We start from the raw sequence: 22,128 nt of genomic DNA on the forward strand, positions 1-22,128 counted from the left end.
GATCATGAAAGAAGATTTGTCAAATAAAATGCATAATGTTTCCTTCTCTCCATTCTCAACACATGGCGCGTCTCTCTCGTCAAAAGGGGATAGAGCAGGAATGAGGTTTATCATAGCAGGAGGTGGCACTGGTGGACATATCTTCCCGGCAATTGCTATTGCAAATGCCTTAAAAAAAATTGATGCACAAACTGAGATACTGTTCGTGGGAGCAGAGGGGAAAATGGAGATGGAGAAAGTGCCCCAGGCAGGATATAAGATAAAAGGAATTGACATTGCAGGTTTCAACAGAAGTTCTTTAATTAAAAACTTTGGATTGCCTTTCAAATTGTTGAAGAGTTTTTTCCAGGTGAGGAGCATCGTGGATGGTTTTCGGCCTGATGCAGTAATCGGCGTGGGAGGATATTCCTCTTTCCCTGTTTTGCGATATGCACAGACGAAAGGAATTCCAACTTTTATTCACGAATCTAATTCGTTTGCCGGTAAATCCAATATGCTTCTGAGTAAAAAAGCCACAAAGGTTTTTGTCGCAACAGATGGAATGGAGCGGTTCTTTCCAGCTGAGAAGTTGATGATAACAGGTAATCCTGTAAGGAAAAGTATTGTAGAAGCTACAATGTCAAAGCGGGACGCATTGAGTTTTTTTGGATTCGGCGATGATAGGCAGACTGTATTAGTAGTTGGCGGTAGTCTTGGGGCTAAGTCAATCAATGAAGCAATTGATCTTCACTTGGATGACTTGCTGAACAGCAACTTGCAGGTAATATGGCAGACCGGTAAGCCCTATGCTCAAAAAGCAAAAGACCGAGCAGCTGGGAAGCAACATGTGTGGGTAAGTGAATTCATAACACAAATGGAAACGGCTTATGCTGCTGCGGATATTGTGGTATCCCGAGCCGGAGCAATGGCTGTTTCCGAATTATCGCTTGTGAAAAAACCTGTAGTTTTTGTGCCCTATCCATTTGCTGCCGAGGATCATCAGACCGCCAATGCAATGAACTTGGTAAACAAAAGAGCGGCTCTAATGGTTAAAGACAGTGAAGCTATCGATAAAGTTGTTCCAGCTATTGTAGAATTATCAAAGAATCAACAAGGGCAGGATGAGTTAAAACAAAATATTGCAAGATTGGCGGTTTCAAATGCTGACATAGTTGTTGCCGAGGAAATCGTCAAAACGATAAAATAGCAAGTAACTAAAGTAAGATAGTATTAGTAAACTAATAATGTGATTATTAAGATTCGATTTTAACAGGTAAAGTAAATCGAGCCAACGGTTCAAATTCATGAAAGAGAAAATTGACATTCAGCGCATAATTGATTCCCCTTCAGAGTCTGGAGGCGTTTATTTTATAGGCATAGGTGGTATTGGTATGAGTAATCTTGCCAGATATTTCCATGCTAAAGGAGTTCCTGTTTCAGGATATGATAAAACGCCTACTGAGTTAACCAAAGAATTGGAACAGTCTGGTATCAAAATCCATTATGAAGAGAATGTTGATCTGGCTCCTAAAAATCCTGATTTGGTCGTATTTACGCCTGCTGTTCCCAAAGATCATGCTGAATTAGTGTTCTACCAGGAAAATGGATTTCTTGTGGTGAAGAGAAGTGATGTGTTGGGAGCCATTACACGTGAGTCATTTAATATCTGTATTGCTGGTACGCATGGAAAGACTACCATTACTACAATGATTGGTCACATATTGAGACATACTGGATATGGCTGCAATGCTTTTCTGGGTGGCATTTCTGTGAATTATGGAACGAACTTCTGGAGCAGTGAAAATAATGTATGTGTTGTTGAGGCGGATGAATATGACAGGAGCTTTTTGAAGTTGTCACCTGATATCGCAGTCATTACATCTATGGATGCAGATCACCTTGATATATATGGTGATGAAGCTAGTTTACAGCAAACCTTTGTTGAATTTGGAAACCGGGTTAAAGAAGGTGGTTTGTTGGTTGGTAAATTCGGCCTGAGCAAATTGAAGGAAGTAACTGTTCGAAACAAAATTTCGTACAGTTTACAAAATGGGAGTGCCGATGTGTTTGCCAGTGACATCCAAATCCAAAATGGTGGTTATAAATATAATGTGCTGTGGAATGGCGGAGGGCTGAATGATGTTGAATTAAGAATAGGCGGTATGCACAATGTAGAGAATAGTGTGGCTGCTATGGCTATAGCGAATTACCTTAAAATAGATGGCGAAAAGATCAAAGAAGCAGTGAAAGCTTTCAAAGGGGTAAAGAGAAGGTTTGAATACATAATAGCACCTGAGGTGCATCAGGAAGGAGCTTATCGTTACCCGGTTTTTATTGATGATTATGCGCACCATCCTGAGGAATTAAAGGCTTTGTTGAAAAGTGCCCGCAGTTTGTTTCCGCAAAGAAAGATTACGGTTATTTTTCAGCCACATTTGTATACACGTACAAGAGATTTCGCAGAAGGATTTGCCAGAAGTTTATCACTGGCAGACGAGGTGGTTTTGTTGCCTATTTACCCAGCCAGGGAATTACCTATTGAAGGGGTAAATAGTGAAATGATATTAGCTGATATTGATATAGAGCATAAGAGTATTGTAAAGAAGGAAGATGTTGTGAGTTGGATGGAGCAGTATGTAAAAACGCTAAACAAGGAGTTTGGAGAAGTGATCATTACGGCAGGTGCTGGCGATATAGATACACTGGTGCAGCCATTAAAGAAAATAATTGAACAGGCATAAAGGAATTAAAAAATTAATAAACAACTGGTTTGCGTTTTAACAGGACGATACGGAAAATATTTTGGATCGTAATAGTGACCATCATTGGATGCGGATTCATTTCACTCTTGGTTGCTGCAAATAGTAAGGAACAGCAACATAAGTGCAAGGAAGTATCCATATCTATCATTGGTACAGGTGAAAAATATTATATTGGGAAAACTGATATTTCTGAAATTCTTAAAGCTGGAACAAATGACCGCCTAATTAATAGACCCTTGACCCAGATAAATCTTGCAAGGTTGGAGAGCTTGTTAGAAGATAATCCGTGGATTAAGGATGCTGAACTTTATTTTGACAGCAGAAGTGTGTTGCACGTAATAGTGACAGAGCGGCAGCCAATTGCCAGGGTGTTTGCAAAAAATGGCAATTCATTTTACATCGATTCATCTGGTTTACGCATGCCCTTGTTGAAAAAGGTAAGTGCCAGAGTTCCGGTTTTCACAAATTTTGTGGCAGCAAAAAAAATGTCGGCTAAAGACAGCATTTTATTGAATGAAATAAAGCAAATTGCGGTCTTTTTGGATAAAGAAACTTTTTGGAATTCACAGATAGCTCAGGTAGACATTATGGAAGACCGAAAGTTTGAGTTAATCCCGGTTATTGGCAGCCATATCATTCGTATTGGTAAGGCTGAATTTATAGATCAAAAACTGAGAAGACTTTTAGTTTTTTATAAGCAGGTATTAAGTAAGACAGGAATTGATAAGTACAGTGTGCTCGATTTGCAATACGAAGGACAGGTTGTGGCCATACAAAAAGGTGCATTTTCTTCAGTTGACTCTGTTCAGTTGAAAAAAAATATTGCAGAATTATTGAAAACAGGTCAATTGATGCATTTGAATGATAGCTTGCAACAGGCATCACTACGTTCAATCGCTCAACGCGTTGATTCTACATCTATAAATTATGCAGCAACTATTGAATCAGAAGAAGATTCTGGTTCGACTCATCATGATATAAATCCAGTTCTTAAAAAAGAACCTGTAAAAACCAAAATAAAAACACCTTCGGTTGAGGATAAGAAAGTGAAGACCAGTGAGCCGAAAAAAGAAATAAAACGTCCTAAAGCAGTAATGCCAAAGCGAGGATGAATGAGTACTGTTTTGGGTATGTGACTAGCATTTTTCAATGTTGTACATTATTAATTCTGTTGCCTGATAATAGCAACGGAGTCATCATAAAACAAAAACAAAATAGTATTCCAGCTTGCAGGCTTAAGAGTTAGAAAGCCTGTAGGTATAAAAAGATCCAATCCGATGTGAAGCCATAACAGATCAATATCTGGTAAAACAACTAAAAACAACATAAACATGAACAACGAGCAACCGATTATTGTTGGGCTCGACATTGGAACAACTAAAATTGCCGTGATCGCCGGCAGAAAGAATGAATTTGGCAAGCTTGAGATCCTTGGTTTCGGCAGGTCAAACTCTAACGGCGTGAAACATGGGCAGGTGCTCAACATCGATGAGACTATTAAAGCTATTCGAACGGCCCTTGAAAACTGTTATGCTTCCAATCCGAGCCTAGAAGTAAACGAAGTCTATGTCGGTATTGCAGGTCATCATATTAAAAGCCTGCAAACACGCGGTGACATTGTACGTCGTGATACTGAAAATGAAATTTCACAATTGGAGATTGATCAACTGATTGCAGATCAGTACAAGACTTACATTCCTGCCGGAGATCAGATCATTGATGTGATCCCTCAGGAGTTTACAGTGGACAATTTTCAAAACATTCCCGACCCTATTGGATATGGAGGTGTTAAAGTAGGTGCCAATTTTCACATCATTACCGGTGATAAGAATGCCATTCGAAACATTAATCGCTCTGTAGAACGCTCAGGGTTGATTACAAAAGACTTGGTTCTACAACCACTCGCTTCTTCTTCAGCTGTTATGGCCCAGGAAGATCTTGAAGCCGGTGTTGCTATTGTGGATATTGGTGGAGGAACTACAGACCTGGCAGTTTTTTATGAAGGTATTTTAAAGCACACCGCGGTTATCCCGTTTGCCGGAGAAAACATTACTAATGACATCAAGACTGGTTTGGGTGTCCTGAAGGCACAAGCCGAACAAATGAAAGTACAGTTTGGAAGTGCTCTGGCCAACGAAGCTAAAACCAATGCCTACATTACCATTCCTGGTTTGCGTGGCATGCCGCCAAAAGAAATCAGTGTGAAGAACCTGGCGAATATCATTCAGGCGAGAATGAGCGAAATTTTGGATTTTGTTACCTACCATCTGAAACAAGTTGGTTTGGATAACAAAATGCTAAATGGAGGTATCATTCTTACCGGTGGTGGTTCCCAGTTGAAACACCTGATTCAGTTAGCTGAGTATGTTACAGGTTTAAATTGTCGTATTGGCTTGCCAACAGAGCATCTAGCTGCAGGTCATATTGAAGAATTAGCCAAACCAACCTATGCTACTTGTCTTGGATTGATCTTGAAAGGTTATGATGATTATGAACATAATCGTAAACAGTTCCAGAAAGATTATAGAAAAGTAGTAGTACCCGAAACATTGAAGACCATAAAAGAGGAGGAGGAACAGGAACCAGAGGTGGCTGAAATACAACGGCCACGAAGAGGTGGTGTAAACAATTTCTGGGGAAAGTTCAAAAACAGCCTGATTGAGATTTTTAAAGAAGAAGAGGATAGGCAGTTGTAAAAAGAGTTTTCCGTCCTATGCAATTCAATTACATTAACTGCAATCACACTGGTGTGCGCACAAAATATTTTTTATGATCCATTTTGATTTACCGAAGGAACAATCTTCCATAATAAAAGTTATTGGTATTGGAGGTGGTGGAAGCAACGCTGTAAACCACATGTACAGCCAGCAAATAGAAGGCGTAAACTTTATTATCTGTAATACAGATGCTCAGGCTATTGCTTTAAGCAATGTGCCTAACAAGGTTCAACTTGGTCCCCATTTAACCCAAGGTCTCGGGGCCGGCGCTAATCCAGAGATTGGCCGCCAGGCAACAGAGGAATCTTTGGAAGAGATCAAACGCATGTTGGAAGTAAACACAAAGATGGCCTTTGTGACTGCTGGCATGGGTGGTGGTACCGGTACCGGTGGCGCTCCGATTATCGCAAAGATTTGCAAAGACCTGGGTGTATTAACTGTAGGTATTGTTACTACTCCATTTGCTTATGAAGGAAGAAAACGTCAGTTGCAAGCAGAAGAAGGTATCAAAATCCTGAAAAACTATGTTGATACGCTGCTGGTGATCAGTAATGATAAACTGCGTCACCAGTTCGGGAACCTGAAAATGAGGGAGGCTTTTGCCAAGGCTGATAATGTACTTGCTACAGCGGCTAAATGTATTACCGACGTGATCAACAGCACTGGCCAAATCAATGTTGACTTTGCCGATGTATGCACAGTAATGAAGAATGGTGGTGTTGCTATACTTGGTAACGCAGCCTGTGATGGTGAAAATCGCGCTCAAAGAGCAATTGAACAAGCGTTGAACTCTCCATTATTGAATGATAATGAGATCCGTGGTGCAAAGTGGATACTAATCAACATCAATTCAGCAGAAGGAGAACATGAATTTACCATGGATGAGGTCGATATCATCCAGAACTACCTGTTAAGCCAGGCTGGTGAAAATACTGATGTGATCCTTGGCTTGGGTTATGATAACAGCTTGGATCAAAAATTGGGAATTACGCTGATTGCTACAGGCTTCCAGTATCATGATCCATTTACAAAGAAAGCTGCTTCTAATGCTAAGCAAGAGCCGCAGAAAGAAGAGAAGATCGTTATGACTTTGGGAGGTTCCAATGAACCTGTTAAGCCAACAGCAGAAATAATTTCAGAACCAATTGATCCTTTAGCTCCTACATTAGTTGAAGAACCAAGAGCAGAATTGGATATTGAAATGCATCAATTGCCTTTCGTAGAAGAGAAGAAGAGTCCTTATGTTCAACAACCCAGGGAGGCCAACGAGGAGTCATCTTTCCATATGCAATTGAAGATTAAGGAGGAGCCCAGGCAACCTGAAGTTGATCCTGAAAAGATGGAATGGGAAATGAAGAAAAAGGCATTAGATGAAAAATTTGCGAGGTTGCACCAGAATATAATTGCACAGGCTGGCAATCCTGCAAGCCCTCAAGATAACCCGTCGTCTGCAGCGTCGGGTGGTTATCTGGCCAGACCATCCAATATTTATACAGATCAGAAGAAAGATGCATCTTCTTCTAAATCTGGAGAAGAACCGGTTTCGAAGCCTTTTGCAAAAATTGAGGATGATGATTTAAACATGCAATTAGTGATTCGAAATGACATTCCTGCGGCGGACGATACAAAGGCCCACCAGACTCCTCAACCTTTTAATGCTCAGGCAGATGAACTCCGTCAAGCCGGAGACGCAGCCGAAGAACAAAGACGGAGATCAGCTGAACGGCTACAAAAATTGCGCAACTTGTCGTTCAATGTGAATGCTGCTGACCCGAATAATGAGTTTGAAACAGTGCCAGCGTATATCCGCCGCAATATGGAATTATTCAACAATTCATCTTCTGTTGAAAATTTCTATAGTAACTATACTGTTAATTCCGATGGTAAAAGTGGTTCACATATTAGTACCATCAATACATTTTTAGATGGTAAAAAGCCAGACTAGACTTTTTACCTGCTGTTTTCCAACAGCATCATCTTTGTTTCAATGAAGCAATATATCGAAGCTTCTGTTTTTAGTTGTTCCCCCGCTGTTTCTCCAGCGGGGGTTTTTATTAAATCAGATGTTTGTGCCCCGGTATTTAAAAGCCTAAGTGCTAAAACCAGAGAGGTCTTTGAAATGCTAAAGGATTGTTAATGAAAGTTAATTATAAGAGAAGTTTTCATTACCTATGATTTAAATTGTAGTAAAATCAAATTTGGTTTCATCAAATTTATCTAACATTGCGCCGGTCTTTCCTGCTAAAGTGAACAAAGCAGGAAAATTGAACATTATAAATACAGATAAGTAACGATGCAAAAGCTTGCCAGAATCCCTGTGTTAAACCAATCCGTCCCAGTTGCTAAGATACTCTTGGTAGATGATGATGCGGATGATCTTCTATTTTTGTCTTCTTCTTTTTCAAAAGCTTCACCTGAGGTAAGATTAAAACAAGCCTACAGTGTAAGAGAGGCGATGATTTATCTAAACCGGCTGTCAGATGAACAACTGCCTTCCTTGATTGTTATTGATTATAACATGCCTTTACAAGATGGTTTGGACTTTTTGAAGATATTACATGAACAAGAGCGGTTTCGTGATATCAAAAAAATTGTATTAAGTACAGCGCAATCAGCTCTTATTAATAAAGTATGTGTGGAGCAGGGAGCCGATGCTTGTTTTACAAAACCTTTGAAATTAGAACAATATAGAGCCTTGGCTGAAAGGGCTTTAGAAGAATTTATAAACAATTGATGGCTTTAAATTACTGTATTGAATCCCTGTTTGCCCATCAAACAGGGATTTTTGTTTATAAACTGGTCACAAAGATGATTCTTGGCTGCAATTATGCTAATCATCGAACTTTGCTTACCTAAAAGAAGAAAATACTATGGCAACTGTACTCATTAGCGGGGGAACTGGTTTGATTGGAACTGTTTTGACGAAAGAATTATTAGGCAAAGGCTATAATGTCATTATTCTTTCGAGGGAGCCAAAGCAAACAAAAGACAATGAGGAAAGGATAAAGTATGCCGGATGGAATATAAAAGACCAGGCAATTGATAAAGTAGCTATTGAACAAGCTGATTATATAGTGCACCTTGCGGGCGCTAACGTAGCTGGTAGCCGTTGGACTGATAAAGGAAAAAAAGAAATCGTAGACAGCAGGGTGAATAGTAGCAGACTGCTGGTAAGAGCCTTACAAGAAACCAAAAATCATGTGAAGGCTGTGGTTTGTGCCTCAGCAATTGGTTGGTATGGACCTGATCCCCAGGTGCCAAACCCTCAGCCATTTGTTGAGAGCAACAAAGCCGATGATTCTTTTTTAGGTCGCACTTGCCAGCAATGGGAGTCAAGTATTGAACCTGTAATGGAATTAGGGAAACGACTTGTGAAGCTGCGTACAGGTATTGTCCTTAGCGAAGAAGGTGGCGCTTATCCAGAGTTCCGAAAATCATTGCAATTTGGTTCTGCTGCCATATTAGGAAGTGGAAGGCAAGTAATAAGCTGGATACATATAGATGATCTTGTTCGTATGTATATTGAAGCTATAGAGAATGAAAACTGGAAGGGGGCTTACAATGCAGTAGCTCCAAACCCTGTCAGCAATAAAGAGTTGGTGCTTGCTATAGCCAAAGAAAGTGGCCGTTTCTATGTGCCTATTCATGTGCCCCAATTAGCTCTTAAAGTTGTCTTAGGTGAAATGAGCATTGAAGTTTTGAAAAGCGCGACAGTAAGCTGCAGAAAAGTGCAGGAGACCGGTTTTCAATTCCTGTTTCCTACAATAGAAGCGGCCGTGCAAAACTTACAAAAGAAAGCCTCCTGAGTGGAGGCCGTTTTTTTATAAAGGTTTAATTTCCTGGGGCATTTGTGGTAATTCTTTTTGTGTGTACATTTTGGTCTCAACTTTTTTGGGATCGCCCCGGTAAGCCCAGGTTATATTGCCGATATATTTATTAAAAACGCGGTTCAGATCAGATAGGGTTACTTTTTTCATGTCATCTTTTATCGTATAAGCTCTTCGCCAGTTGCCGTTAATCACCTCATTTGAGGCTAGTGCGCCAGCCAGGGCGCTATTGGTTTCCTGTTGATAATATGTTTGGGTTACATAAACCGTTTTTATGTTATTGAGTTCTTCTTCTTTAAAACCTTCTTTCTTTACTTTATCAATCAGTTGGCGGGCTATTACAATGTATTTATTGGGATCGGTTGTGGTTACATAAATACTGGCGTAAGGTGTTAACCCTCCACTAAACCAGGTTGCGGGTGCATAAGAAAGGCCATTTTTGCTTCTTATTTCCACGAAATGCCTGTTATAAAAAATACGCATTGCCAGGATAAAAGCATCATAGTCTGGGGTACCCGGTTGCGGGGCGCTGGTAATACCCTGAATATAGTTGGTCGCAAACTCTTTTTCCTCATACTTCATTGAATTAGCTGAAGGAGCATAAGATTCTTTTTTAGGTGTGAAGGGTTTTCCGGCAGGTATTTTTGCTAAGAAGCTTTGTACCTTTTGTTGAAGGTCGTTTTTATCTATCTCGCCAACAATCACTATTAATAAGTGATTTCGATTGAAAATGGTTTGATAGTATTTTTTAGTTTCTTCAGATGTCAATTTACTAACGATCTCTATTGTGCCTTGTGGGTTTTTAGCGTAGTCTTTACCAGCAAAAGCCAATTGTTGTGCCATTCTCCTGATCGCATAATCAGGGTTGGATTCATTGGCTCTTAATACCGTAACAGCATCCTGTTTGATGCGCTCAAATTCTTTTGTATCAAATTTGGGAATGGTCATGGCATCTGTATATAACTGCCATACTGTTTCGAAATCACTTTTTATACAGTTCATTCTAAAGGTGGCATAATCCATTTCTGTGTAGCCGTTCATTTGGGCACTCGCTTTATCCAGTTTGTTTTTGAAAGCGTTTTTGTCGTCTTTTAATGTACCACATTCGGTTAGGGCAGTTAATGACAGACTCTCGATACCGGCTTTAGAGGCAGGGTAATTTTGAACGCCGCCTTTGATGATCGTCCTGACTTCTACTATTTCGTTGCCGCTGGGTTGAACGATTACATTAACCCCATTGATATTCATTTCATATGGTTCGCCCATTTGAGCGAAAAGGTATACAGGTGCTACAGATACTGTAAGCAGGATAATATGTTTCAGAATATGTTTCATGTCACAAGTCTTTTGATTTAAAGAATTCGCCAGGATTATATTTTTTATTCATTTCCGGACTAATGATCATACCCGCAACAAACGGCTTGTTCCTCATATATTTATTGACATAATTAGTTATGTCCTGTCTTGTAACTTTCATTACATTGTCTACATAGTCCGTAAAATAATCCAGGGATGTACTCGCCCACCAATAGGTTAACTGCATGGATAACCTGGAGGGCTTTTCATTTTGACGTATCTCATTCCGGCGAAACACTTCCTTGGCAGTTTGCAGCTGTTCATCAGTCAGGTAATTGGGATCGCCAAACTGGTTGATTTGGTTCATTACTTCCGCATAGCATTCCTTTAATTTATCGGGATTGGGAACAACAAATAACTGGATAGGTCCTACATACCGGTTTGTGACATAGTTGACACTCACATTAGTAGCTAATCCTTTATCGACCAAGGCCTGTTGCCATTTTGAAGCATTCAATTCAAGCGCTGTAGAAAAGATGTCGGCAGCCAAAGTTGCTGCAGAATCTTTACGATACTCAGGGCCCTGCCAAGTAAGCATTATAAATGGTGTTTGCGCTATAGAAGATTCCTTAATGAAGTAGTCTGTTTTCGTTAATGGTTTAAATTCAGGGATAGGAAACTTCACTTGTGGATCAAAGCCGCTATTGGGCCAGTCTCCATATATTTTGTTTGCCAGGGCAAAAGCCTGGTCGTGTTTTATATCGCCTGTTATGACCAGAATAGAATTGTTTGGATGATAGTATTTGTCTTTGATCACCATCATCTTTTCAGGCGTAGCTGTATTAATGATTTCGTGATCTCCAATGGGGTTTTTGCGGGTAAATAAATCTCCCCATAATCTTTTGCTATTTTCTATCCATAATTGAAATCCGGGATTGCTTTCTGCCCGCTGAAACTCACCATCAACAACCGGTCTTTCTTTTTGCATATCCTCGGCCCGGTAAATTGGAAAGCGCATAGCAGCGTTCATAAACTTTAAGCCAGCTTCCAGGCTATCTCTATCAAATGTAAAAAAGTAGTTCACCCGCTCTACGTCTGTGGTCCCGTTCCAAATAGCCCCTAACTCTTGGGTGCGCTCTATGAACTTCTCCTGATCGGGATAGTCCTTGTTGGCTTTAAAAAACATATGTTCAAACAAGTGGGATAAACCGCTATATTCGGGCCCTTCGGTGTAAGCTCCATTTTTAACGGCAATTTCAATGGTGGCTAATGGCACGCGGTTGTTTTCAATGACAACAACCTCAAGTCCATTGTTTAATTTTTGCCAATAATAGTTTGCAGGGAGTCGCGGTTGTGCCCAGGAAGAGAGCAAGGCACAACTTGCCAAAAGGCAAAAGAAACCTCGTTTCATATGATTGGTTTAGGTGAGAATGATATATCCTAATTTACGATAATTACTTCTCTATTGCATTTACGCCTGCATATTTTGGTTATGTGGCCAATGGTAAACATTCGAGAATTCTCCAATCACGGATAAGCGGTTGTGGAATCTTAGTTTATGCAGTTTAAGGCTACGGATGTCTTCCGGCAAGACTTTTCGGAACATGGGATGCATGGTGCCGCCTTTGGCACCAGCAGGTATAGATGGGTCGTATTGGTAAGGTGGGTCTACCAGGGTGCCCCTGGGATACATGATACCGGGCACTCCTTTTCCCCTGATGTCGAGGTCTTTCGGGTGATCCAGTCCTAAAGTATGGCCATATTCGTGAGCTGCTGTGGTAGAGCCTTTATACAAGTTTTCCAATTTGAAATAACCACTGTTGCAACCAAGGCCATCAACAAAAGAAATATTACCAATTGCGAAATCTTCTATCCTGAAATAATTGTTACGGGGAATGTCATTCTGTAGTACTTCCAACTCCGGGATGTCTTTGTTGAGTTCAGCGGTGATCCTGAAGATCACCTGGAAGTTGGTGCTGTCAAAGGAAATGGTTGCTGCTGGCTCATTCCACATGGTCTCTATTTCTTCACGTAATTGTTCGGTAATTTGTTCGTCGGCAGCATTGCCATACGTAATAATGTGTGAATGAATCAAAAGCACCTGTTTTCCTGCGTCTAATTCTACTTCTCCCATTAGCTTTCCAGTTTAAGAGCATATAATTTAATAGGTTCCTGTTTCCCTTTCAGCTCCATTTTGCCAATTTCTTCAATGTTATAGCCACTTGGAGGTTGAAAGTCATTCAGAAAGTCCTTTGATAATAAATAAGGCTCTTCCAGTTCCGCACACATACCACAAATACGGGCTGTCGTGTTCGTTGTGTCGCCACAATAAATAAGATCCCGTTTGATAATGCCAATCAGCCCGGAAGTGACTTCCCCGGCATGCACGCCTACTTTAAATTCAGGAACAATTCCATACTTTCTTTTATAGAATTTTTCTCTTCGTTTCAGCAGGAAGTAGGAGTTCCTGATGAATTTAAGACTGTGCGCTTTGTTTTCAGGTGTATTGAGCCAAGTGAGCACCATTTCGTCGCCTACATATTGGTAAATCTCTCCATTGTTGGCTAATACAGAAATTGTAATATCGCTAAAAAAGTTTCTAAGCAACCTGAAGTATTTCTCGTGGCCCAATTGTTCAGCAATCGTAGTAGAGGCATTCATATCCAGGAAAATGAAGATCCTGTTTTCAATCTTGGGTCTGTGGTACTCACCGCTCAGCATCCTCCAGAACAGCCCGGGGCCGTATTTGTCCGTGACCTCAAGGAGGATAATCGAGAGCAGGGTCATTAAGCCCATATCTATCAGGAAGATATTGAATGTCCGTGTTCTGACGATCTTGGTAAAAAAGCTATGGATAAAGTGATCAAAGTCGCGGTGGTAATGAAAGACAAAATAGCCCATCAATAATAGGAAGGCAATAATGAAAAACAAGAAGACCGTGATCAGGAGCTTAAAAATACTGGCCAGCCAGACAGGGAAGTGGTTAAAAGCCTTTTTCAGGAAGAAGATCAGAACCCCTGTAATGACAAAACCGATGATGCCGAAAGTGAAAGAAAATTCCGGCATGGAAACTTGCACTCCCAGGTCGTAAGCCCTTCTGATCAAGTTCTCATAAAATACGATCCCGAAAACAATCCAGATCAATGAAATGACAATTAGGGTGCGCAGGCGGTAATAAAAAAAGTTTCTGGGCATAGACATTTTAACAATTAAATATGAAACGCCAAACATCAAAAGGAGAACTTATTTCAGGTTTGACATTTCACATTTGGCTCACTGCTACTTATGCAAATGTTGTGCTTAAATCTTTTTTAATTCCGAATTGGCTTTCCGCGCTTTAACACACTTTGGATCCTCTCCAGGGTTTTCTTCTCTCCACAGAGTGAAAGAAAAGCCTCCCGCTCCAGGTCGAGCAGGTATTGTTCGGAGACCAATGTAGGCTCGCTCAGGTCGCCGCCACACATTACATAAGCCAGTTTCCGGGCTACCAATGCATCGTGGTCGGTTGCATAGTTTGCACGGTTCATGCCATGTATACCAGCATATAAGGCTCCTAATGCACTTTGGCCGAGTACTTTGATGTCTTTTCTCTGGATAGGTTGTACATAACCGCTATCAAATAGTTCAAGTACTGATTTTTTGGCTTCTGTTATCCGGCGTGATTGGTTCACAGAGATTTCATCCAGGCCTTTCCTGTAAATGCCCAGGTTGAAAGCTTCAAATGCTGAGGTCGCAACTTTGGCTGTGGCAATGGTGAGAAAACGGTTTTTGAGGGTAATGGTCTCCGGCTCGTCGTGGTGCATTTCATCAGAAGCGCGTACTACAAACTCTTTGGTGCCGCCACCGCCGGGGATCAATCCAACGCCTAATTCTACCAGCCCTGTATAGGTTTCAGCCGCTGCACAAACTTTATCACTGTGTAAGCTTATTTCGCAGGCACCCCCTAAGGCCAAACCATGAGGAGCCACTACCACCGGTATAGACGAGTAGCGGCAGCGCATCATTGTATTCTGGAACATGCGTACGGCCATATCCAGTTCATCCCAGTCCTGTTCTACGGCAAACATGAAGATCATGCCTACGTTGGCACCGGCGCTAAAGTTTGCGCCTTCATTGGCAATTACAAGACCTTTAAAGTTCTTTTCTGCCAGTTCAATTGCCTTAGTCACGCCGGCCAATACATCGCTTCCCATCGTGTTCATCTTGGTACTCCATTGTATACCGAGCACCTCCTCACCAATGTCATAGACCTTACAACTGTTGTTGTTCCAAACCAGCTTGTCTTTGTAATTGCTTAGTATAATGAATTCATTGCTGCCAGGTATGTGTTTATAGCTTTTGCTTTGCGGGTCGTAGGATAGTTTTTTGCCGTTCTCAATTCTGTAAAACGATTGGTGCCCACCTGCCAACATTTCTTCTACCCAAGGTGCTACTGAATAACCGGCTTCCTTCATTTTGGTAACAGTAGATGCAACACCCAGCACATCCCAGGTTTCGAAAGCTCCGATCTCCCAACCAAAGCCCGCCATCATTGCATCATCGATACGGTACACTTCATCGCTGATCTCGGGAATGCGGTGTGAAACATATGAGAATAGCCCAAAGTGGAAATGGCGATAAAACTCCCCGGCTTTATCCTGGCCAGCCATCAGCATCTTCAAACGTTGGTTTAAGTCATCAACCGGCTTGGCGGTTTCAACTGATGCGAACTTTGGCTTTTGCTGTGGCTTATATTCAAATGTTTGCAGGTCAAGGGTGTAGATCTCTCTTTCTCCCTTTTCTCCTTTTTTCTTAGCGAAGAAGCCCTGGCCTGTTTTATCTCCGAGCCATTTATTTTCTACAACCTTGTCCAGCCAGGTTGGGATTTGGAATGTTTCCCTGGCTTCATCGGTGGGACAGCTTTCATAAACCCCTTTTGCCACTTTAACCAGTGTGTCGATACCTACAACATCTGCTGTGCGGAAAGTGGCGGACTTCGGGCGGCCAATGATAGGCCCGGTAAGTGCGTCTACTTCGTCGATGGTTAGTCCCATTTTCTCAATAAGTCCAAAGATAGCCATGATGCCATAGACACCTATACGGTTGGCAATAAACGCAGGCGTGTCTTTAGCCAGTACGGTGGTTTTGCCCAAAAACAGGTCGCCATAGTGCATTAAAAAGGAAACGACTTCGGGGTCGGTATCTTTTGTGGGAATGATCTCTAACAACCGTAAGTAGCGTGGAGGGTTGAAGAAGTGGGTGCCACAGAAATGCTTTTTGAAGTCATCACTCCTGCCTTTACTCAACAAGTGTATGGGAATGCCCGATGTGTTGGAGGTAATCAGCGTGCCGGGCTTCCGGTATTGTTCCACTTTTTCATATAAAGCCTGCTTGATGTCAAGACGCTCCACGACGACTTCAATGACCCAGTCGCAGGTGGAAATATCTTTCAGGTTATCATCAAAGTTGCCGGTCGTTATCCTTTTTGCGGCATCCGGGTAATATAGAGGGGAGGGGTTGCTTTTGATGGCTGCCTGGAGGGCATCGTTGACTAATTTATTACGGGCAGGCTTGTTTGCCGATTCCTTTGCGTCTTCCGGAACAATATCCAGCAGTAAAACCTGGAGGCCTATTCCTGCAAAATGACAAGCTATCCTGGAACCCATAACGCCGCTGCCTAAAACAGCTACTTTCCTGATGATTCGTTTGGTCATAGTGAATTAGTTAGTTATGCAACTATTACTTATGAAGATAATTCAAAAATGAGAACGAGTCAACTGGGGGAGATGGGAATGTAGGGAACGGAAGGAATGACAAATGATTTGAATGACGAATGGGGGCATATGGATGACAGATGAGAGAAGTGATGATAAATAATTGGTAATTAATAATTGATTATTGGTGATTGAGGGGGAATGGTAGTTTAGGTGGCTGAGGGAGCGGGTTGGGGGGCGTCAATACGGAGTTCAATAGGAGTACCTATGGAGTAACCTAGGAGTATGGTCTCTATAAGGTCTCTATAACATCTCTATAAGGTCTCTGTAAGGTCTCTATAAGGTTGGGGAGGAAATGTAAAATGTAGCATAGAAAATGTAAAATATAAAACCGGGGTTTGTAGGAAGGGAAAATGCAAAAGCTTGGCGGATATTGCCAGGGAGAAAATGTTGGGGAGTGGGCAAAATGGACAAATTCCTTACATACCTTCCATGAAATTATGATTCATGGGTGCAAACAATTAACAGGCAAAGAGGCTGCGAATTATACGTGGAAGAATATCTTTATTCTTTAAACAACCTAATCATGAGATCAATCAATACGGCACTTCTTTCTTTTGGCATGTCAGGAAGGGTGTTTCATGCACCTTTTTTGCAATTGCATCCTGGATTTACTTTAGCAGGCGCGTGGGAGCGTAGTAAAAATGTGATCAGGGAGTACTATCCTGAAGCTAAATCGTATAAAACTTTAGAGGAACTTTTGGCTGATGATTCTGTTGAATTAGTAATTGTCAATACACCTAATTATACTCATTTTGAATATGCAAAGGCTGCTTTGCTGGCAGGCAAGCATGTGATCGTTGAAAAGCCTTTTACGTCTACAGTGAAAGAAGCAGAAGAGCTGGTTTCCCTGGCCGGGCAAGAAGGCAGATACCTGTCCGTTTATCAAAACCGCCGATGGGACAGTGACTTTAAAACGGTGAAGAAGGTGATCAATGAAGGACTGCTGGGAGAGATTGTTGAAGCTGAAATACATTTCGACCGTTTTAATCCCATACTGAGTCCAAAACAACATAAAGAAGTGCCTGGACCAGGAACCGGAATTTTGCATGACCTAGGACCCCATATTATTGACCAGGCTTTACAACTCTTTGGTGAGCCGGAAGCTCTTTTTGCTGATTTGCGCTCTCTTAGACCTTCATCACAGATCATTGATAATATGGATATCCTGCTGTACTATCCGAACCTTCGTGTACGCCTTAAAGGTGGCTATTTTGTAAAAGAGCCTCTGCCAGGATTTATTCTTCATGGCCGCAATGGTTCGTTTTTGAAGCAGCGGGCTGATGTGCAGGAAACAGAGTTGCAGGCTGGCATGAAGCCTGGTAATAACGATTGGGGTAAAGAACCAACATTGGCAGAAGGTCTGCTTCATGTGGTGAAAGGTGGACAAGACGTTCGTATGCATGTACCAACCTTGCAGGGCAATTATCTAGATTATTTCAATGGCATTTATGAAGCATTGGTCAATAACAAACGTTTGCCAGTGACTGCTGAAGAAGGTTTGCTGGTGATGCGCGTGATTGAAGCAGCGTTTGATAGCAATGAAGTGAGGAAGGTAATTGAGATGGCAGCCTCTTAGAAACAGTAAATCGGGTTCATAATAAGCGACTTATTTAGCCGGTATTCCAAGTGCCGGCTTTTTTATTATTCATCCTTCCAATTGTCCATTCAAAAAGTTTAACACTGTCACATATCAACTGCATATCAATTTTGCGCCCGAATCTTATAACTATTTTCAAATATTATGTAAATATTAGGCTGCGCAAGGCAGTTAGCTTTGCGGTGCTTAAAAATGGAAACCGATATGTCACATTGTTTAAAAGTAATAAAAGCATGGGCAGTTGTATTTTTTGCTGTCATGCTTTTTAGTCAGCATGGATTTGCGCAAGGACGTTTTACCATTAGTGGTACCATCACGTCTGGCCGGACAGGAGAAAAGTTAATGGCTGTCAGCATTAGAGTTGCAGGTACTTCTATTGCAACTGCTTCTAATGAGTATGGCTTTTATGCGCTTTCACTACCAGCAGGAAAACATCATATTGAATTTAGTGCTGTTGGTAGTAAGACCTTTTCCCTTGATATCAATCTTCAACGGAATACAGTACAGGATATCAGCATGCAAAGCGAAGAGAAACAACTGCAGGATGTGGTGGTAATGGCCAGGAGAGGGGGACGAAATATCAGTAGCCCACAGATGGGTGTAGAACGATTGCAGATTGCTGAAATCAAGAATATTCCTGTGTTGTTTGGCGAGCGTGATGTACTGAAGACCATTCAACTCTTGCCGGGCATCAAGCCTGCAGCAGAAGGTGGAAGTGGTTTTTATGTGCGGGGCGGTGCTGCTGACCAGAACCTGATATTGCTGGATGAGGCTCCTGTATACAATGCTTCGCACCTGATGGGTTTCTTTTCTACTTTCAATTCTGACGCTATCAAGGATGTTACAGTTTACAAGGGTGGCATGCCTGCACAATATGGAGGAAGGCTTTCTTCGGTTCTTGATATTAAAATGAATGAAGGCAACAACCAGGATTATGCAGTTAGTGGAGGTATAGGACTGATCTCTTCGAAAGTGAATGTGGAAGGACCCGTACAGCAAGGTAAAAGCTCCTTCCTGCTATCCGGTAGAAGAACTTATGCAGATATGTTTTTAAAACTATCTCCGGATTCTTCCATCAACAGGAATAAATTGTATTTCTATGATTTGAACGCAAAGATCAATTATAAGTTAAGTAAAAGGGATCACCTCTACCTGTCAGGCTATTTCGGTCGTGATGTATTAGGCGTTCAAAACAAATTTGGCATCGATTGGGGCAATGGGACCGGTACTTTGAGGTGGAACCATATCTTTAGCAGTAAGCTCTTTGCCAATACCTCTCTGATCTTCAGTAACTACAATTACAACATCAAAGTAAGGAATGAAGCGGATGATTTTACCATTTTCTCTCAGATCCGCGACTGGAACATCAAGCAGGATTACCAATGGTATTTGAGCAACAGGAGCTCTTTCCGGTTTGGCTTCAATTCTATTTATCATGCGATCCGTCCCGGGGAAGTAAGGGCCAGTGACGCTTCAAGTATTGCCGATTTTTACCTGCAGAAAAGATATTCCTGGGAAAATGCCGCCTTCTTTTCACATTCATGGAAGGCAAGTGAAAAACTCAATTTCACTTATGGTGTTCGCCTGACTTCATTCAGCGTATTGGGAGCAGGTGATTATTATTCGGTTGATGAAGATGGGAATGTTACAGATACCACGCATTATCAAAGAGGAGCATTTGTGAAGACGTATATCAATCCTGAACCAAGGGTCGCTGCCAGTTACAAGTTGAACGATCGTTCTTCAATTAAGGCATCATATGTGCGGAACGTGCAAAACCTGCACCTGATCTCCAATTCCACTACTTCTAATCCAAGCGACAAATGGGTGGCCAGTTCCAATATCATAAAGCCTGAGATCTCTGACCAGGTATCTGTTGGCTACTATCGCGATTTTGCCGATAACAAATATGAGTTTACCCTGGAAGCATATTATAAAGACATGCAAAACCAGATTGATTACCGTAATGGAGCTGATATATATACAAACGATGCCATTGAATCTCAACTGCTGTTTGGAAAAGGGCGTGCCTATGGAGCTGAATGGCTGTTGAAAAAGCGCGAAGGAAGATTTACTGGTTGGCTGAGTTATACTCTATCTAAAACCGAGCGCCTTATTGATGGCATTAACAACAACCAGTGGTATAATGCCCGACAGGACCGCACGCACGATATTGCTGTAGTAGGTTCATACCAGCTTAATAAAAAATGGACAGTTTCTGCCAACTGGGTGTTCTCTACCGGTAATGCAGTTACTTATCCTGCCGGAAAATACATTTTAGATGGCCGCCCTGTTTTTTACTACACCGAGCGAAATGGCTACAGGCTTCCCAGTTATCACCGCCTTGACCTGGGTGCTACCCGGCAACTGAAGCAAAAAGGCCGTTTTAGTTCCGAGCTTTCTTTCAGCCTGTACAATGCATATGGAAGAGAGAATCCTTTCACGGTTAACTTCCGTGAAAAGGAAGACAATCCACAGAAGACGGAAGCCGTGCAATATGCACTGTTCAAGTATGTACCATCTATTGCTTACAGTTTTAAATTTTAATCATGAAAAAAGTATCAAATTATATAGTACCGTTGTTGTTTTTGTTCTTCCTGGCCTCCTGTGAAAAAGTAGTTGATGTAAAGGTGAAAGGAGCAGAAAAGAAATATGTGGTCGAAGGCGTTCTGACCAATGAAACCGGGAAATGCGAAGTGAAAATTTCGCAAACCCTGAACCTGGATGATGATAATACTTTTAATGGAGTAAGTGGTGCCCAGGTTACCATTACAGATGATAAAGGTGTCGTCTCAACGCTTTTAGAAAGTGCTCCCGGTATCTATAGAAATAACCTCGCCGGTAAGCCCGGAACAACATATACAATGGAGGTTCATATATCAGGAAATAAATTTACTGCGCAGTCCACTATGCCGAATCCTGTTGCTATTGACAGCTTGTATATTTCCTCAATGGATATGATGGGAGATAAGACATTAATGCCCAATATTGTCTTCCGGGACCCTGCTGAAAAAGGAAATGCTTACCGTTTTATCCAATACCTGAATGGGAAAAAATCAACTGACATCTTTGTTCAGAATGATGTGCTTTCAAATGGAAGGCTCAATACGACTACGCTCTTTCAACATGACAATGATTTGAAAAAGGGAGATAGTGTGGGGGTTGATATGTTATGTATTGATAATAACGTTTATAAATACTGGTTTAGTTTATACCAGGGGGCAACAGGAGAGGAGGATTCAGCTTCTCCTGCAAACCCGGAAACCAATATCAAAGGAGGGGCCCTTGGTTACTTTAGTGCGCATACAGTGAGCAGAAAAGCAGTAACTGTAAACTAAGGTCCGGGAGCATTCTCAATATGAAAAGCAGACTGATCATGAATAAATTGAAATAAATCTGCCGGTAAATCGTTATCTATGCTGGTAATCAATTTTTTCATCATCAGCCTGCTTTTTGTGCGGTAGGATCAATATTTTATGAAAATAAATCTGTGTTTTCTTCTATTTCTTTTGCCAGGTTTTTCACTGCACGCCCAATATTCATTTGCAAGTTTCACAGATAATAATCCAACTTATTTCCAAAATGACCAGGTATTGATTCCTGAAAGACCGCCCTATGCAAAGTTGTACCAGCGCAACTATGGAGCGATCATTGGTATTCAAAAGGGCAAGGCAACTTCGTTTGAGTTTGGGGGAGAGGCGCATTGGCGTAAATTAAGCCTGCTGAAACCGCACATCACGGGAGCAACAGCCAATATTGAATATGACTTCAGAGACCATGTAATCGGCTATAAGGCTGGCATGTGGATGAAACGGGGGCGTGTTAATCTGACCTATGGCGGCAACCTGGTTTATTTTACAGATTTTAATGGAAAAAGCAGGTATGGAGCGGGGCCGTCTGTTGGTTTCAGGTTACTGGGTTTTCACCTGGTGAATGGCGTTAATTTCCTGGCTGGAGATAAAGATCTGAAGGCGAATACATTATACGTTACCCTTCGATACTACTTTCCTATAGAAAATAAATTTACCTGGGACAAGAAAACGCAAAAGAAGAAAGAACGGGAAAAAAAGCAAAGAATAAAAGCCAGGGAAAAAAAGCGGAAGGAAAGGGAAAAGAGAAGAGAAGAAAACCCGAGTCTTCTCGATAGAATAAAGAAGCCTTTCCAAAAATCCGAAAGCTAAATCGTCGAACGTA

The 22,128-nt window shown here is 41.5% G+C and carries 16 protein-coding genes; 11 read left to right on the forward strand and 5 right to left on the reverse strand.

Annotated elements, in window-relative coordinates:
• The first annotated feature begins 4 nt into the window (after positions 1-4).
• From murG to OCK74_RS01465, 7 genes are all read left to right on the forward strand, one after another.
• A complete protein-coding gene (murG, locus tag OCK74_RS01435) occupies positions 5-1,186 on the forward strand; it encodes an undecaprenyldiphospho-muramoylpentapeptide beta-N-acetylglucosaminyltransferase (protein WP_279295196.1) in 1,182 nt (393 codons plus the stop codon).
• A gap of 97 nt (positions 1,187-1,283) precedes the next feature.
• On the forward strand, positions 1,284-2,720 hold the full coding sequence (gene murC / locus OCK74_RS01440) for a UDP-N-acetylmuramate--L-alanine ligase (RefSeq protein ID WP_279295197.1): 1,437 nt from the start codon (positions 1,284-1,286) through the stop codon (positions 2,718-2,720).
• 74 nt (positions 2,721-2,794) lie between these two features.
• On the forward strand, positions 2,795-3,853 hold the full coding sequence (locus OCK74_RS01445) for a cell division protein FtsQ/DivIB (protein ID WP_279295198.1): 1,059 nt from the start codon (positions 2,795-2,797) through the stop codon (positions 3,851-3,853).
• A gap of 219 nt (positions 3,854-4,072) precedes the next feature.
• Positions 4,073-5,437, forward strand: a complete 1,365-nt coding sequence (gene ftsA / locus OCK74_RS01450; protein ID WP_279295199.1) for a cell division protein FtsA — start codon at positions 4,073-4,075, stop codon at positions 5,435-5,437.
• Between the two features lie 73 nt (positions 5,438-5,510).
• Entirely contained in the window at positions 5,511-7,403 is a 1,893-nt protein-coding gene (ftsZ, locus tag OCK74_RS01455) for a cell division protein FtsZ (protein ID WP_279295200.1), read from the forward strand.
• A gap of 348 nt (positions 7,404-7,751) precedes the next feature.
• Entirely contained in the window at positions 7,752-8,192 is a 441-nt protein-coding gene (locus OCK74_RS01460) for a response regulator (protein WP_279295201.1), read from the forward strand.
• A 136-nt stretch (positions 8,193-8,328) separates the two neighbouring features.
• Complete coding sequence (locus OCK74_RS01465; protein ID WP_279295202.1) at positions 8,329-9,264, forward strand: TIGR01777 family oxidoreductase; 936 nt, start codon at positions 8,329-8,331, stop codon at positions 9,262-9,264.
• Between the two features lie 15 nt (positions 9,265-9,279).
• On the opposite strand, the gene OCK74_RS01470 is transcribed toward OCK74_RS01465, so the two are convergent.
• The 5 genes from OCK74_RS01470 to OCK74_RS01490 form a co-directional block, all read right to left on the reverse strand.
• Positions 9,280-10,620, reverse strand: a complete 1,341-nt coding sequence (locus OCK74_RS01470; protein WP_279295203.1) for a M16 family metallopeptidase — start codon at positions 10,618-10,620, stop codon at positions 9,280-9,282.
• 1 nt (position 10,621) lies between these two features.
• A complete protein-coding gene (locus tag OCK74_RS01475; RefSeq protein ID WP_279295204.1) occupies positions 10,622-11,992 on the reverse strand; it encodes a M16 family metallopeptidase in 1,371 nt (456 codons plus the stop codon).
• A 60-nt stretch (positions 11,993-12,052) separates the two neighbouring features.
• Complete coding sequence (locus OCK74_RS01480; protein WP_279295205.1) at positions 12,053-12,715, reverse strand: peptidase M10; 663 nt, start codon at positions 12,713-12,715, stop codon at positions 12,053-12,055.
• Positions 12,715-13,776, reverse strand: a complete 1,062-nt coding sequence (locus OCK74_RS01485; RefSeq protein ID WP_279295206.1) for an adenylate/guanylate cyclase domain-containing protein — start codon at positions 13,774-13,776, stop codon at positions 12,715-12,717. Before OCK74_RS01485 ends, OCK74_RS01480 begins: the two co-directional genes overlap by 1 nt.
• Before the next feature lie 116 nt (positions 13,777-13,892).
• On the reverse strand, positions 13,893-16,274 hold the full coding sequence (locus tag OCK74_RS01490) for a 3-hydroxyacyl-CoA dehydrogenase/enoyl-CoA hydratase family protein (RefSeq protein WP_279295207.1): 2,382 nt from the start codon (positions 16,272-16,274) through the stop codon (positions 13,893-13,895).
• Between the two features lie 586 nt (positions 16,275-16,860).
• On the opposite strand from OCK74_RS01490, the gene OCK74_RS01495 reads away from it, so the two are divergent.
• From OCK74_RS01495 to OCK74_RS01510, 4 genes are all read left to right on the forward strand, one after another.
• Positions 16,861-17,913 (forward strand): Gfo/Idh/MocA family oxidoreductase, encoded by a 1,053-nt coding sequence (locus tag OCK74_RS01495; protein ID WP_279295208.1) that lies wholly within the window; start codon positions 16,861-16,863, stop codon positions 17,911-17,913.
• Between the two features lie 225 nt (positions 17,914-18,138).
• The gene (locus OCK74_RS01500) at positions 18,139-20,481 is read left to right on the forward strand and encodes a TonB-dependent receptor (protein ID WP_279295209.1); all 2,343 of its coding nucleotides are present in this window, start codon (positions 18,139-18,141) and stop codon (positions 20,479-20,481) included.
• Between the two features lie 2 nt (positions 20,482-20,483).
• A complete protein-coding gene (locus OCK74_RS01505; RefSeq protein ID WP_279295210.1) occupies positions 20,484-21,272 on the forward strand; it encodes a DUF4249 domain-containing protein in 789 nt (262 codons plus the stop codon).
• 138 nt (positions 21,273-21,410) lie between these two features.
• Positions 21,411-22,115: a hypothetical protein gene (locus OCK74_RS01510; RefSeq protein WP_279295211.1), complete on the forward strand. Its 705-nt coding sequence runs from the start codon at positions 21,411-21,413 to the stop codon at positions 22,113-22,115.
• Positions 22,116-22,128 lie beyond the last annotated feature (13 nt).

The organism is Paraflavisolibacter caeni, from assembly GCF_025628885.1.
In the GTDB taxonomy this organism is placed as follows: domain Bacteria; phylum Bacteroidota; class Bacteroidia; order Chitinophagales; family Chitinophagaceae; genus Flavisolibacter; species Flavisolibacter caeni.